Origin of the sequence: Microcystis sp. LEGE 00066 (assembly GCF_015207925.1) — a bacterium.
GTDB lineage: Bacteria > Cyanobacteriota > Cyanobacteriia > Cyanobacteriales > Microcystaceae > Microcystis > Microcystis ichthyoblabe_A.
In genome coordinates this window covers 1-14,226 of record NZ_JADEVX010000118.1, presented here as the reverse complement: position 1 = coordinate 14,226, position 14,226 = coordinate 1, and the positions used below count along the sequence as shown (strand labels likewise).

The window sequence follows — 14,226 nt, the reverse complement described above, 5'->3', positions numbered from 1 at the left end:
TTTTTATGACCATTTTTATTGATATGATTGGATTGACATTCAGGACATTGCATAATTTCTGAGTTTGATAATGGGTATTTTTGGGTGATCGCCTTCCTCCTCAATCATACCCTAAATCAGCAACGCCAGCTAAATTCATTGGCAAATTGAAAATTACCAAAAAGAAGGAATGAATGCTATGATGACAAGTCAACCAACTAAATCAGCAGACTTAGCTTGCCAATGGCAATGGCAGCAACAGAATACCATTACCTCAATAGAGAAACTGATCGAGGTTTTCCCGGGATTGTCGGATCAGACTTATAACGCCATCACAGAGCATTTAAAATCTCGTCGTCTCCGTATTACCCCCCACATACTCAAGCAAATTCGGCGGACTGAGGATAATTCAGCTCCCTTGCTAGATGATCCCATCTGGCGACAATTAATTCCTTTTTGGAATACAGAGGGAGAAACTAATTATAGCTACGACGGTCACACTGAAAATTGGGAAATGCCCCATGAAATGGTGACCCCCATTGGTCAGCACAAATACGATAACCGTATAATTGTCCGCCTATCTAACGTTTGTCATAGCTATTGTCAGTTCTGCTACGAGTCCCTACGCACCCTCGAAAAAAAATCGTCGAAATTACCCCTCCAACAGAAACATTGGCAAGATACCATCACCTACGTCCGTAATAATCCAGCCATTGAAGAAGTCGTTCTTAGTGGCGGAGAACCCTTGATGCACGGCGATGATATCTTAGAGGAAGTGCTTAAAGATTTACGTAGTTTTGATCGCTGGATTGCCATTCGTATCCACACTCGCGCTCTCACTTTCAATCCTTTCCGTATTACTGATTCCCTTGTAGAACTCTTTAAACGCTACAATCTCAACTCCCTCGGCGTTCATGTTGCCCATCCCCAAGAAATCACACCAGAATTTTGCGAGGCAGCCAAGCGCCTGCAAACTGCCACACCGATTATGTTTGCAAATATTCCTCTCTTACGTAGCATCAATGACGATTCCAAAACAATGCACGAATTATGCATGAAGTTATATGGTATAGGCATAATTCCTCACTATCTTTATCATTTCATGCCTCATTCTCCCGGTTCTCAGCAATTCAGAACCTCTGTTCAAAAAGGTGTTGATATTATTGCCTCTTTGAAACGGCGAATTTCTAACTTAGCGGTTCCCGAATTCGTCCTGCCTCATCATACTGGCAAGCACACCGTCCCCCTGTTACGAGAAAATGAAGTTCCCTTTTCCTATGGTGTTGATAACCAAGGCAATGCGTTTGTGCGCTATACAAACTGGGAAGGTAACTTGATCGAGTATCCTGATATGATGGAGTAAACAATCGAATCTATGAACAATGCGACCTCAGCATATTACCCCTTTAAAGAGACTCGAAAACACCAGCAGCAGTCTTGGCAATCGCCACAGGGATTAAATGATATCGACCGATCTCGTTCCCATCGAGCAGTTTTAGAAATCGACCTCGGAGCAATTTGTAACAATGCTCAGTTAATTACACAATATGCCGGAGGGGCAAAGCTCATGGCAGTGGTTAAGCGGGATGCCTATGGACTTGGCGCTCGCCCCATTGCCCAAGCCCTGCGATCAGTTAACGTTCAAGCCTTTGCAGTAGATAATGTGGCAGAAGGACTCGATCTGCGGGATGCTGGTATTACCGAGCCGATTCTTATCATTGATGGTGATGTCTCCGAAAACGCCTCCCTCGCGATTATTCATGATCTCATACCAGGCATTCCTCATGAGGAACTGTTATTGGCCTATGATCGCGCGGCGGCAGGGGAATCAGCGAAATATCCCGTCTGGTTAGTGATCAATGTCGGCTTCAATCGCTCAGGATATAGAAATATCGAAGACTTTACTAGATTTGTCCGTCGGGCGCAGGAATGCGAAAATCTTGAAGTTAAGGCGGTTTATGCCCATCTAACCAACTCCAATGCCGAAGCTGATATCAATCTTGCCCAGATTGAAGAGTTTGATCGATTAGTAAAAATCGCTAAACAAATTCTGGGGGAGCAATTAGAAACCAGCCTTTTTGCCAGCCACAGCATTCTCCGATGGGGCGAACACTATCCCACTAACTGGGTGAGGCCGGGGATTATCCTTTACGGCGTTCATTTGTATATTAAAGACTTAGTAGAGCAAAAAGTCCTAGAAATCGCCCAAAAATTCCAACCTGCCATTAGCTTAAAAGCAAGAATCACTGGGATTTTGGAGTTTACACACTCTGAGGCTATTGGCTACGGGCAAAAATATACCACCGAACCTGGTCAAAGACTAGCTACCGTTGCCATTGGTTTTGGAAGCGGCTATCCCTTTCGTTCAAGTCAGCTTGAGACGATTATTCACGGGCATGGTGTTCCTTTATTTGGCGATGTCGGCATGGATGCCCTGCAAATTGATATCACTCACTGTCCTAATGTTGCAGTTAATGACTGGGTGACTCTTATCGGACAAGAGGGACAGCATTGCATTGAAGTTCAGACCTTGGCAAATTTAGCAAATACGAGTCCCTATCAACTTTTGAGTGGTATTAATTGCTATCATTCCTATTACAATTTTGGAAACCATACTTCATGAAAATTTCATTTGACCATCGGCTCGACCGCGTTGTTGAACTCAATCCTCCCTTTCACATCCCACAAAACCCCCAAGAGGCTCGGTCACTATCCCAGAAAGTTGCTTACTTGTTATCGGGAGAACATGAAACCCTTATCGGTGCAAAAGAACTTTTATTAGAACTACCGCAGACCCTTTCGCAAGAACTTATTCAAGCATTCGAGCATCGAAAGGTAGAGGCTTTGCTAGAAATTCAAAAAACTCTCTATGCTATCTATGAAATTAGCTTTAGCAACCCCCTTTCACATCTATGTTTTCATGAGCATAGCCCTTGGTTGATCGAAATTCGCAACACCATTGAGAACCAATGGATGAAAAATGAAATTGAGATCATCCGCGAACAACTCCCCACACAGGCAGAAGCCAAAGATGGGGATGCCCTGTGTCACTGGTTTGTCAATCAGGCCAAACAAGAATCTCAAAACGACAAAGAAATTGTCAATTTCTTAGAACATCACGCCTCTGTCGAGCAATTTAATATCTTTATTTTGTCAGATGCCCATCTTAACTATCGGTTTTATGATGCCTTGGCACTAGCACAACATTATTTTTCTGAGTTGGTTAAAACTGAGATCGTTCATCACATGTGGGATGAATGTGGTTGCGGCGTTAGTGGCAAAGCTCATACGGTGCAATTTACCAAAGCCCTGATGGAGTTAAATCTTCCTCAACCATTGATCCCAATTTGGGAAGATTGGCGACCCTATGCTGGTCATAACCTTTATTTTTGTTTTGGGTTGAACCGCAAATACTATTTTAGGTCTTTGGGGAGCTTAGCTATGCCAGAACTCTTCGATCCTGATCGCAATCGTGCCGTCGTTGCTGGATTTGAACGAGCCTATCGCGAGGTAAAACCAGAATGCGAATATTTCCGCAATCATATTGAAGGGGACGAAGAACATGGAGAGCGGTGGTTAGAATACGTTATTACTCCTATCGTCAAAGCCCAACCCGAAGCAGGAATGGAATTAGCCATTGGCGGCGCACTCCGCATGGAAGCAATGCGACGTTACAATGAGTATCTCGCCACGAAATTCCAACTTTCAGAACAAACTTCCGAGCAAGTCAAGGTTATTTGTTAATGGCAATGAAGACAACTTTCCCTTTTACTCGAATTATCAAAGACCTTCCCGCTCTCGTGCCTTTTGTGAGTATAAAAACAATGGAACGCTCGAAGGGTTATTCCATCAAACTTCGTTTAGGTGCAAATGAAAGTCGTTTCGGGATTTCACCCCTTGCTCGAGAAGCCATGCGAGAAGCGATTGAAGATATCTCCCTCTATGGCGATCCCGAAAGCTACGATCTGCGAACCGCGATCGCCAATCTCTACAAAATTGATCGCGACAATATTGTTGTGGGAAGCGGTATTGATGATTTGCTCGGTCTTGTTGCTAGAACTTTCATCGAACCGGGACAAAAAACTGTCATGTCAAAAGGTTCTTATCCCACCTTTAACTACCATGTTGTCGGATACGACGGACAAATGCTTCACGTCCCTTATCAGGATTTTCACAACGATCCCGAAGCGTTGGTCAAAATGGCAAAGATTGCGGACGCACGCATTATTTATCTCGTTAATCCCGATAATCCTACGGGAACCTATCTTCCGGCTAAAAAGATTCGGAGGGCGATCGAGCAATTACCGCCTCAATGTATGTTGTTGCTGGATGAAGCCTACATTGACTTTGCCCCTGCGACTGCCCTATTGCCCGTGAAACCCCTTCATCCTCAAGTGATCCGCCTGCGAACCTTTTCTAAAGGTCACGGTTTAGCTGGCGCGAGGATTGGGTATGCCATTGCCGATCCGGCTATCATTGCTGCTTTTGAGAAGATTCGCCTCCATTATGGAGTCAACGCGGTAGCTCAAGCTGGCGCTCTCGCTTCCCTACAAGATACCGATTTTCTTCTAGCGGTGATCGCCGAAGTTGAGGCCGGACGAAATGAATATGCGAATTTGGCCAAAGAATTGGGACTTTCTACCTTACCATCGGCAACTAATTTTGTGGCGATCGATATGGGAAGTCAAGAGCGCGCTCATGCTATGGTAGACAAGTTATTTGAATTGGGTGTATTTATCAGAATGCCAAGCGCAGACCCTTTAAATCGCTATATTCGCGTCACTGTGGGAACCCCTCAAGAGCGTTGGGAGTTTTCTCGTATTTTTCGCAAAGTCTATCTCCAAGAATAATAAAACGGAACCCCAAGATATTTTTTTCTCTAGAGGTTTACATGACAAAGAACTCTTCATTGCTACTTAAAGGTTTTGAAATTGAAACCTATGCTGGAACTCCAGAGGGCGATATTATCGGACTGTCTGATCGCGTTGTTCCTTATCTCGAGGGTTATAACCAAGAACCGGATAGTCGCATTATCGAATGTATTACCGAACCCCTGTCGGAGTACAAACAAGTTGGCTCTGCTGTCCTTGCTTCTTACCGTAAGTTAAGAAAGTATTTGAAAACTTTGGGAAATTATACGCTAATTCCAGGCAGTGCTTTGCATTTAGGAGGGAGTGATCGCTTCTATCGAGCGAATCCCAATCGCGCTTTTCATGACTATGTTTCCAAAGTCTACGGCTCAAGCCTTCTCACTTCAAGTATTCATATTAATATTGGCTTAGACGATCCCGAGTTGATCTTGCGAGCCTGTCGTCTCATTAGAGTCGAAGCACCTTTATATCTTGCACTTAGCGCATCATCTCCATTTCTTGATAATAAAGTGACTGGTTATCATTCTATCCGCTGGTCAATTTTTCCTCAAACTCCGTCTGATATTCCTCTCTTTGAAAGTCATGCCCACTATATTCAATGGATTGAGAAACAGTTGGCACTCGAAACAATGAAAAATGTTCGTCATATGTGGAACTCTGTTCGACCTAATGGAAACAATAGACCTTATGATATTAATCGAATTGAGTTAAGAATTTGTGATTTTATGTACGATCCAAGTAGGATTTTGGCCTTAACTGCATTTTTAGAAGCTCGGCTTTGGCAAATTATAGAAAATCCAAATCTCGATCCCTTAAAAATGAGTCAATTACCATCAAACAATCTGGGCGAAGATTTGCTGAAACTTACAGCAGGCAATGAAGTTGCTGTAAGTTTTTATAGCCTTGATGCAGAACTAAAGCATTGGCAAGATGGAAGAATTATAAAAGTCCGAGACTGGATTTCAGAAATGTATGAAGAGGCTTTAGTAACTGCGAAAGCAAAAGGATTTGAGTTTTTTCTAAAACCAATAAAAACAATTTTAGAAGGTGGCAATACGGCTCAAAATTGGTTGAATTTGCATGAAAAAGGTTGGAGTATTCGTGAAATTATCCAACAGGCTATTAAAGAAATGGAAGATAATGAACGAAAATTCAGATTCGAGATTGAGTCTGCTGAGGTTTAGGAGTTAGTCTAATCGCTGCGACTATGCGCTCGATTAAACTAATCAAGTCCTCTGTCTTACTTAGGGCTTGCTGAAAACCTACATTCCGTACCCTAAGTGTCACAACGTCTCAAAAGAGGAAGGGGCGTGAGTCAAAATACTTATCTAGAGGAGTGAGTTGGCGGCAAGCTGCCGGCAACTAAGCCGAAATTTTCAGGGTTCCCCCGGTAATTCTCAATAAACAATGCTTATTGAGAATTACTGGGTAATCAGACTTAACATCTAGGGGGAGATGTTCCAGTTGCTCGCTTTGTTTTGTCACCCCTTGAAGTCAATCCATCTGGTCAAGATAAGAGATAATATTCCTGGCAAGGTTTGGGAAAAAATCTCAAAATGTTGCGCCTCTCATCCGTTAAGTTGCTAATCTTTTGATTGTCTTGAATCCCACATTCCGCACCCTAAAGTGTCACATTGAAAATTTTATCCAAATCGTCAAAACGATTGCTGGCTCTGAATTACAGGCTAATTTGTTTGTCTAGCAGATGCACAATTAGCCCTAAAAATCTGATAGCTCTGATACCAAATTATTGAGATAAACTCTCATTAAGCTGGCGATCGCTGACTAGAGTGTGACACTTCATAATTCTTAGTAATCGCTAAAAGTCTTACTATACAAGGGCTAGAGCAACTTTTGATTTCAACGACTAGGGTGCGGAATGTGGGTTGAATAGGTCGGAGATGAATGCCTTGAAAGCACTGAAATATCCAGCGTAATGTTGGTCGGTCAGTTAAGTAGGTAGGCACAATTATTTGTAGGATGGGTTAGCGGTAGCGTAACCCATGCGGGTGTTGGGTTTCATGCTTCAACCCAACCTACGTTCATTTTATATTTAATTCCACCCACCTACTTATAATCTCATTTCTCTTTGTGATCAAGTTGAAGATTTTCTAGTTTTTGACTGCTATAAGTATTAATACTCATTGCATAAGTGAGATGCTCCCAATTAATCAATGCTATTCGTCTCCGAAAAAAAGAATATAATGGCACGGATGGAGATATTCATTATAGCTTCTATTACAAGAACACTTCTAACAATAGAGGCTATGGAGAGGGGGGAGATATGGTTGATTTAAGTTATGATGAATGTTCCTTGGGATTGAGATATAAAGGAGATAGCTTTGTTTTAACGTCTGTCTATGGTCATACCGTATGTTGTTGTCGTCCTAAATACGATAGTTATGTGTTAGAAAAAATACAAAAATATCATTCTAGAGAAGAATTTATACCTCATATATGTCCTGGTCATCCCACTACAGCTTCTGGTTGCAGTTTTAGCAATGATAATGACTTTTTATATTATGCGGGTTTTTATACCGCCGCTTTTTTATACGCTTTTGATGTCAAAGATCCTAAGCTACAATTAATTGACAAAGAATGGATTGTTTTTGATTCTAAATTCGGCTATTTTGATTTTGCCACCTATTTTTCTAATCATCAAGTTATCTCGATTAAACTACCGATCCCAAAATTTATTGATCCCAATCATACATCAGTATTAAAACTAGCAGAAGGGGTAGAAATAAACGATAAAGATCATACTAATTATCAGCAATCTTCCCAATACTTAGATGAGATCAGAAGGGAAATTAAAGATGGTTTACTTGACCAATAATAGAGTAAATTGGGATAATAAATGCCTCTCTTGTCCTTTGTCTAATAATTTTTACTCATTAAATATCCGTTCCTTAACGAGAGCTTGATTTTTTTCCTACAAATGAGAGATTACCTAACGCACTCTACCTAAAATTTTCTTAATAGATAGACTATAAGCAATGTTTTTTCTAACAGCAAAATAGGATTCTGACTAGACGCGGTTTTTCCTTAGAGGTGACAATAAAAGAGCAGTAGAGGTGATGGTTTCGCCGGTTGTGCTTGTTAAAGGTATCTTTCTTATACTACACTTGTAACATCAATAGGTTTTAGTATTTGGGAGAGAAAAATTATGCGGACAATCACACGCACCACCACTACCGATATGGAAGTCACCAGCATTCGTCTGGAAAGAGTCCTCAAAGACAAGCTGAAAGAGATTTCTGGCAATCAAGGTTATCAAGCACTCATTCGTGATGTCCTATGGAATTTCGTTCAGCAGAAATCAGGAGATTATCGACCTCAGTTTTGTGCTGGTGATATAAGGGCAGTATTTAACGCTACAGCTAGAAAAAATGAGATTTGCGCTCTTACAGGCAATTTAATCCCCGCTAATGCAACAATGTTGTTAGGTTTGACCATCCATGGCGATTTAGTCCCGTTGAGTATGGATAGTTATACCAATTAAATTAAAATAAGTTTGACTAGGGTGGGGCAGAATCTAGTATAGTTAGTCCTCACCCAAGGGAGATGGGAAGTGGGAATTATAAATTTAAATTATGAATTATGAATTGAGAGGTGGGGGGTTTTTTGCCGTGAACAGTAAACTGATAACCGATAACCGATAACCGATAACTGATTACTGATGACTGAAGCGATTTTACGAGTGGTTTTAATCAATCCGCAAATTCCGCCAAATACGGGGAATATTGCCCGTACTTGCGCCGCAACGCGGACAGAATTGCATTTAGTTGGTCCCTTGGGTTTTGAAATTAGCGATCGCTATCTGAAGCGGGCCGGCTTAGATTATTGGCCCCATGTAAAACTTATGTACCACTTGACAATAGATGATTTCTGTGCATATCAACAAAAGAGCGGCGGAAGGGCGATCGGGTTTAGCGTGCGCGGCAGCAGCAGTTATGTGGAATACAGCTATCAAAGCGGAGATTGGCTACTTTTTGGCAGTGAAACCGACGGTATTCCAGCAGATTTATTAAATAAGTGCGATGACACGGTTTATATTCCCATGGCAGAACCGGGGGTGAGAAGTTTAAATCTTTCCGTTAGTGTGGCGATCGGATTATTTGAGGCCAGACGACAATTGGGATTTATTCGTTAGCGGGATATTTGGCTATATAAACAGAGCAAATAAATTAAATTGAGCAAAAAATCAGAAAATTGCTTTTATTTAGCTCATTTTTGACCATATCAGGAAAAAGAGAGAGCGCAGTCAATTTTGTCCGTAATAACAGCAAGAAATTATGTGGATTATCCTAGAGCAAATTAATTGTTGCTCCTTGTTAATTACATAATTTATTGAAAATAAAAAGGCAAGATGAGGCTCATGAATATCTTCGACCTTTCTCGAAAACATTTTGGCAATCTACAGCTTTTTAATCGGCAAAAATCCACCTCTGGCTTAACTCAAGTCGAGATGTTAGTTACCCTAATTTTATTAGGAATTCTCTTAACCATTGCCCTTTCTGCTTATCATCGTTTAATGGCTTGGATTCGCTTAAATATCGCCACCTTTGAAATATCACAACATTGGAAACATACCCGTTATCAAGCCACGGGAGAAGGTTCTGATCCCCTATCTTTGTGCATGGCAGAAAATGAAACCGAACAGATTAAAGTGGCAAAAGTGCAAGGAAACGAATGTGAGAATGTCACCGATTGGACTCCCATCACTCGCGGTGTTAGCATCGATACTAATAATTCTAGCCTACGCCGAGTTAGTGGACCTGTGGGTAATCAAGGTACAATTTATCGCGCTAGTTGGGCCGATACAAGGGGGGGTTTAGGAGGTTCTTGGGGACAGTTAGGCAGAATTACTTTAGTTGCTTCCGGCACACCCGACAAACGCTGTTTATTTTTATTCCATGTTGACGGTAGTTGGGATATTCGCCAAGATAATGGATGTGTGCGTTAAAGGCTGATTTAAAACTAGGGAATCAGACGATCGATTTGTTGAGCTAAATCAAAATCTAAGTTACTCAAACCTCCCACGTCATGGGTAGTGAGGGAAAGAGTAACGCGATTATAATTGATAGTAATATCAGGATGATGGCCTAGTAATTCAGCCGGAGTAACTAAGCGATTAACAAAAGCGATGGCTTCGATAAAATTGTTAAATTTAAAAGTTTTTTCAATCCGTTGATCTCGTAACTGCCAGCCGGGGATAGTCTGTAATTGTTGGGAGATTTCTCGATCGGATAAACGAGTAGCGGGTAAAGAGAGGACTAATTCCCCAGTTAACCCAATCATGAAAGCGATCGCTATTGCTAAGAATTGCTTCAACATTGAAGACTCTCCCGTAGTTGTGGTGAGCGGAAAAAGTGATCGATCAGGAGAGCATAGGCCCAAAATCTAACATAAAATCTAACATTAAGAAACACATTACACCAAAATATCGAGAGAGCCACGCTCAAAAATCTAGAATCCCGACTGATAGCCTTTCTGGGGGAAACTTAAACGGTTTTCAGTCCGTCTGGGATTACACTAGAAAATACTCACTTATTCGATCGAGCCGTTCATGATTATTTCCGTCGTAGCACTGAAGGGAGGGGTCGGGAAAACCACCACATCGATTCATTTGGCCGCCTATTTTCAAGAAAAAGCGCCCACCTTATTGATCGATGCGGATAAAAATCGTTCGGCTCTCCATTGGTCCCGGGAAGATACCCTTCCTTTTATGGTAGCGTCCCAAGCTGGAGCGACGGGACTGGTGAAACAATACACTCATATTATCGTCGATACCCAGGCCCGGCCGGAGCCAGACGAGTTAAAAGATTTGGCCCAGGGCAGCGATTTATTAATTTTACCCACCACTCCCAATCATCTCGATATCGATGTCACCATTAAAGCGGCAGAATTGCTGTCCACGATGACCGATAATTATCGAGTTCTGTTAACCCAAGTGGATTCACGGACAAAAACAGGACGGGAAGCGCGGAAAGCTCTAGAAGAAGCAAAATTACCGCTATTTAAGCGAGAAATTCCCCGTTTAGTTGCTTTTGAACGAGCGGCCGAAAAGGGAGTCATCGTCAAAGATTATCCCGACCCCCGGTCGAATTTCGGTTGGCTTTGTTACCAAGCGGTCGGTAAAGAAATTTTTGCCCTCATGACATAAATTGTTAAAAAAGTTAATATTAATATTTGTGTCATTTTTCCCCGAAAAGATACTTAATCTGCATGGGGACTTTTTGTAATCTTCCGTTAAGTGTTCACTCCTAAATCCGTAAAGTCTGAGACAATCAAAAAAGTCTGACTGTAGGAGAACCCTCTATGAAATTGGCCTATTGGATGTACGCGGGTCCCGCTCATATTGGCACGTTAAGGATCGCCAGTTCCTTTAAAAATGTTCATGCTATCATGCACGCTCCTCTGGGAGACGATTATTTTAACGTCATGCGCTCGATGTTGGAAAGGGAGCGTAATTTTACCCCCGTCACTGCTAGTATTGTCGATCGTAATGTTTTAGCCCGGGGTTCCCAAGAAAAAGTCGTCGATAATATTGTTCGCAAAGATCGCGAAGAAAGTCCCGATTTAATCGTTTTAACCCCCACCTGTACCTCCAGTATTCTCCAAGAGGATTTACAAAACTTTGTCGAAAGAGCGCGACAGGATGCCCAAGGAGATGTGCTGCTGGCCGATGTCAACCACTATCGCTATAATGAACTACAAGCGGCCGATAAAACCCTCTATCAAATTATCAAGTATTATCTCGATAAGGCCCAGAGAAAAGGGGAAATTATCTCCCAGAAAACCCCTAAACCTTCGGTTAATATTATTGGTATTACCACCCTCGGTTTTCATAACCAACATGATCGCACAGAATTAAAGCGGTTAATGGCAGATTTGGACATTGAAGTTAACGAAATTATCCCCGAAGCTGCCTCGGTGGACAACTTAAAAAATCTGCCCCGCGCTTGGTTTAATCTGGTTCCCTATCGAGAAGTGGGATTAATGACAGCCAAATATCTCGAAAATGAATTTGCTATGCCTTACGTTGATATTACCCCCATGGGAGTGGTGGAAACAGCACGCTGTATTCGCCAAATTCAAGAGGTAATTAATGCTCAAGGTGCGGCAGTAGATTACGAAGATTTTATCAATGAACAAACTCTGCATATCTCCCAAGCTGCTTGGTTTTCTCGTTCCATCGACTGTCAGAATTTAACCGGGAAAAAAGCGGTGGTTTTTGGTGATAATACCCACGCAGCCGCTATGACAAAAATTCTCGCCAGGGAGATGGGAATTCATGTGGTTTTAGCGGGTACTTATTGCAAGTATGATGCGGATTGGTTCCGGGAACAAGTGAGTGAATATTGCGACGAAGTGTTAATTAGTGATGATAATGGGGCAATCGGAGACGCTATTGCTCGATTAGAACCAGCGGCGATATTTGGTACTCAAATGGAACGTCATGTGGGCAAACGTTTAGATATTCCCTGTGGAGTAATTGCCGCACCTATTCATATCCAAAATTTCCCCCTCGGTTATAAACCTTTCTTAGGTTACGAAGGCACTAATCAGATCGCCGATTTGGTCTATAATTCCTTTACTTTGGGTATGGAAGATCACCTATTAGAGATATTCGGTGGTCATGATACCAAAGAGGTAATTACTAAAGGTATTTCGGCAGATTCTGACCTAAATTGGAATAAGGAAGCTACGGTAGAATTGCAGAAAATACCCGGTTTTGTGCGGGGGAAAGTCAAACGAAATACCGAAAAATTTGCCCGGGAGCGAGGTATTGGTGAAATAACTTTAGAGGTAATGTATGCCGCTAAAGAATCCGTAGGAGCTTAATCATTTCTTGGGGCTGAAAGTTAACAGCATTCAGCCCTATTTTTTAGTTATCTACTTAATCCCTTAAGTATTCTTTCCTCTACTCCTTTCCCCTGAATTAACACTCCAAATCCTCCTAAACCGGTGGGATTGATTAATTGATGTAGGGCATCTCGACGCTGAAATATAGTTAATATATCGCTCTTTCCTTGAGAAAGTTGATTTAATCTATCCCCTAATCCCAAAGCCATTAAAAATAATCCTTGCTGAGTAAAACCGAGATTTTTTAAGCCTAATTTCTCCCCTTGACGTTGTAAAGCAGTAAAATCCACATGAGTGGTAATATCTTGTTCTCCCACCCACAAATAAGGATGATCATGACGCTGGTGTTGTCGATAACATTGTAGGGTTCCTTGACTTCTTTGGGGATGATAATATTTTTCGGCAGTGTAACCGTAATCTATGGTTAAGATATAACCTCGATCGAGTTTCCGATTAACCGTTTCTAACCAGTCTAAAGCTAATAAATTTACCTCGGTTTGATAACCCTCCGGATAAAGTGGGGAGGGAATATTTATCCCCACTAAATCAAAATAGTCTTTGATTCTGTCAGTAGATAAATCTGCGATAATCTCCTGAAAAGGTTCCCCCAATCCCAGATAAATTTCTCGTAATTCTCCCGACTCGATCACAACTCGATGGACAGGAAAAGCATCGATTAACTCATTACTAAACACACAACCCACAAGGGAATTATCGGCTAAATTCGGCCAACTTTGCCAAGATACCGGGGAATATCCCGCTAAAGTTGCCCGTTGTCTTTCCCTGAGTTTCTGAGATTGTTCGATAATTATATAACTGAGATTTTGATAAAAATCAGCATAGCTATCACCCAAATAATCAAGGATATCCTTCGCTAAAATTCCCGAACCTGCTCCCACTTCCACTAAAGTAAATCCTCGGGAATTGCCCAAAAATTCCGCCATCTCGACAAATTGCTCCGCCAACAATTGGCCAAAATCTGCCCCTAGGGACGAGGAAGTAAAAAAATCACCTTTTGAGCCAATTTCTACTTTTCCAGAGGTGTAATAGCCATAATCGGGGTGATAGAGAGCTAAATCCATCCAGCGATCGAACCTAATTCGACCCGATGCTGATTGTTTAATTTCCTCTAGGATGATTGTCTCTAAATTCATCTTGATCGGGGAAGTGGGTAAGATTTTTCAGTGTTGCCAAAGGCACGGCGTAGCCGTCCAGTAAACAGTAATCAGTAAACAGGTATAAAGATAAAGATAACTAATACTAAATCCGTTGAATATAGGCTACATAAAGGGAATAAATAATCAGTCTTTAATAACCAGATTTAGTATAACTAACTAATTAACTTAAAACTTAAGTAGGTAGGCGTTAAAAGTTGTCAGATGCCCCCCTTATTAAGGGGGGATTAAAGGGGGGACTAAGGGGGGATCGGCACCCCCCTTATCAAGGGGGGCAGGGGGGATCGAACCTAAAATCCATTTTTAATTTAATTATAACCAGCTACTTACAT

At 41.7% G+C, this 14,226-nt stretch carries 13 protein-coding genes; 11 read left to right on the top strand and 2 right to left on the bottom strand.

The window, feature by feature from the left end:
• The first annotated feature begins 178 nt into the window (after positions 1–178).
• From IQ224_RS15780 to IQ224_RS15740, 9 genes are all read left to right on the top strand, one after another.
• Positions 179–1,342 carry a KamA family radical SAM protein gene (locus IQ224_RS15780; protein WP_194033183.1) on the top strand — a complete coding sequence of 388 codons (1,164 nt, stop codon included), beginning with the start codon at positions 179–181 and terminating at the stop codon, positions 1,340–1,342.
• Between the two features lie 12 nt (positions 1,343–1,354).
• Positions 1,355–2,602: an alanine racemase gene (gene alr / locus IQ224_RS15775; RefSeq protein ID WP_194033182.1), complete on the top strand. Its 1,248-nt coding sequence runs from the start codon at positions 1,355–1,357 to the stop codon at positions 2,600–2,602.
• Complete coding sequence (locus tag IQ224_RS15770; protein ID WP_194033181.1) at positions 2,599–3,723, top strand: iron-containing redox enzyme family protein; 1,125 nt, start codon at positions 2,599–2,601, stop codon at positions 3,721–3,723. The genes alr and IQ224_RS15770 overlap by 4 nt, the downstream gene beginning before the upstream one ends.
• An 80-nt stretch (positions 3,724–3,803) precedes the next feature.
• Entirely contained in the window at positions 3,804–4,829 is a 1,026-nt protein-coding gene (locus tag IQ224_RS15765; RefSeq protein WP_228036262.1) for an aminotransferase class I/II-fold pyridoxal phosphate-dependent enzyme, read from the top strand.
• A 41-nt stretch (positions 4,830–4,870) separates the two neighbouring features.
• Positions 4,871–6,034, top strand: coding sequence for a glutamate--cysteine ligase (gene gshA, locus IQ224_RS15760; protein WP_194033179.1), 1,164 nt, complete (start codon positions 4,871–4,873; stop codon positions 6,032–6,034).
• Between the two features lie 968 nt (positions 6,035–7,002).
• On the top strand, positions 7,003–7,686 hold the full coding sequence (locus IQ224_RS15755; RefSeq protein WP_194033178.1) for a hypothetical protein: 684 nt from the start codon (positions 7,003–7,005) through the stop codon (positions 7,684–7,686).
• Between the two features lie 330 nt (positions 7,687–8,016).
• The gene (locus IQ224_RS15750; protein ID WP_002740239.1) at positions 8,017–8,352 is read left to right on the top strand and encodes a hypothetical protein; all 336 of its coding nucleotides are present in this window, start codon (positions 8,017–8,019) and stop codon (positions 8,350–8,352) included.
• Between the two features lie 177 nt (positions 8,353–8,529).
• The gene (locus IQ224_RS15745; protein ID WP_051048435.1) at positions 8,530–9,003 is read left to right on the top strand and encodes a tRNA (cytidine(34)-2'-O)-methyltransferase; all 474 of its coding nucleotides are present in this window, start codon (positions 8,530–8,532) and stop codon (positions 9,001–9,003) included.
• Positions 9,004–9,228: 225 nt separating this feature from the next.
• Positions 9,229–9,816: a hypothetical protein gene (locus IQ224_RS15740; RefSeq protein WP_002739517.1), complete on the top strand. Its 588-nt coding sequence runs from the start codon at positions 9,229–9,231 to the stop codon at positions 9,814–9,816.
• Positions 9,817–9,830: 14 nt separating this feature from the next.
• Here the strand turns inward: IQ224_RS15740 and IQ224_RS15735 are convergent, their stop codons facing one another.
• Positions 9,831–10,187, bottom strand: coding sequence for a 4a-hydroxytetrahydrobiopterin dehydratase (locus IQ224_RS15735; RefSeq protein ID WP_002740209.1), 357 nt, complete (start codon positions 10,185–10,187; stop codon positions 9,831–9,833).
• 232 nt (positions 10,188–10,419) lie between these two features.
• Here IQ224_RS15735 and IQ224_RS15730 point away from each other — a divergent pair, with 232 nt between their 5' ends.
• Both IQ224_RS15730 and bchB read left to right on the top strand, forming a co-directional pair.
• Complete coding sequence (locus tag IQ224_RS15730; protein ID WP_002740297.1) at positions 10,420–11,016, top strand: ParA family protein; 597 nt, start codon at positions 10,420–10,422, stop codon at positions 11,014–11,016.
• 155 nt (positions 11,017–11,171) lie between these two features.
• Positions 11,172–12,698 (top strand): ferredoxin:protochlorophyllide reductase (ATP-dependent) subunit B, encoded by a 1,527-nt coding sequence (gene bchB, locus IQ224_RS15725; protein WP_002746000.1) that lies wholly within the window; start codon positions 11,172–11,174, stop codon positions 12,696–12,698.
• Positions 12,699–12,745: 47 nt separating this feature from the next.
• Here bchB and IQ224_RS15720 read toward each other — a convergent pair whose 3' ends face one another.
• Positions 12,746–13,873, bottom strand: coding sequence for a class I SAM-dependent methyltransferase (locus tag IQ224_RS15720; RefSeq protein ID WP_194033177.1), 1,128 nt, complete (start codon positions 13,871–13,873; stop codon positions 12,746–12,748).
• Positions 13,874–14,226 lie beyond the last annotated feature (353 nt).

What these genes read in the sequence shown, in the direction of transcription:
- IQ224_RS15780 (WP_194033183.1), top strand. Translation starts at nt 179, where the DNA reads ATGATGACAAGTCAACCAACTAAATCAGCAGACTTAGCTTGCCAATGG.
- alr (WP_194033182.1), top strand. Translation starts at nt 1,355, where the DNA reads ATGAACAATGCGACCTCAGCATATTACCCCTTTAAAGAGACTCGAAAA.
- IQ224_RS15770 (WP_194033181.1), top strand. Translation starts at nt 2,599, where the DNA reads ATGAAAATTTCATTTGACCATCGGCTCGACCGCGTTGTTGAACTCAAT.
- IQ224_RS15765 (WP_228036262.1), top strand. Translation starts at nt 3,804, where the DNA reads ATGGAACGCTCGAAGGGTTATTCCATCAAACTTCGTTTAGGTGCAAAT.
- gshA (WP_194033179.1), top strand. Translation starts at nt 4,871, where the DNA reads ATGACAAAGAACTCTTCATTGCTACTTAAAGGTTTTGAAATTGAAACC.
- IQ224_RS15750 (WP_002740239.1), top strand. Translation starts at nt 8,017, where the DNA reads ATGCGGACAATCACACGCACCACCACTACCGATATGGAAGTCACCAGC.
- IQ224_RS15745 (WP_051048435.1), top strand. Translation starts at nt 8,530, where the DNA reads ATGACTGAAGCGATTTTACGAGTGGTTTTAATCAATCCGCAAATTCCG.
- IQ224_RS15740 (WP_002739517.1), top strand. Translation starts at nt 9,229, where the DNA reads ATGAATATCTTCGACCTTTCTCGAAAACATTTTGGCAATCTACAGCTT.
- IQ224_RS15735 (WP_002740209.1), bottom strand. Translation starts at nt 10,187, where the DNA reads ATGTTGAAGCAATTCTTAGCAATAGCGATCGCTTTCATGATTGGGTTA.
- IQ224_RS15730 (WP_002740297.1), top strand. Translation starts at nt 10,420, where the DNA reads ATGATTATTTCCGTCGTAGCACTGAAGGGAGGGGTCGGGAAAACCACC.
- bchB (WP_002746000.1), top strand. Translation starts at nt 11,172, where the DNA reads ATGAAATTGGCCTATTGGATGTACGCGGGTCCCGCTCATATTGGCACG.
- IQ224_RS15720 (WP_194033177.1), bottom strand. Translation starts at nt 13,873, where the DNA reads ATGAATTTAGAGACAATCATCCTAGAGGAAATTAAACAATCAGCATCG.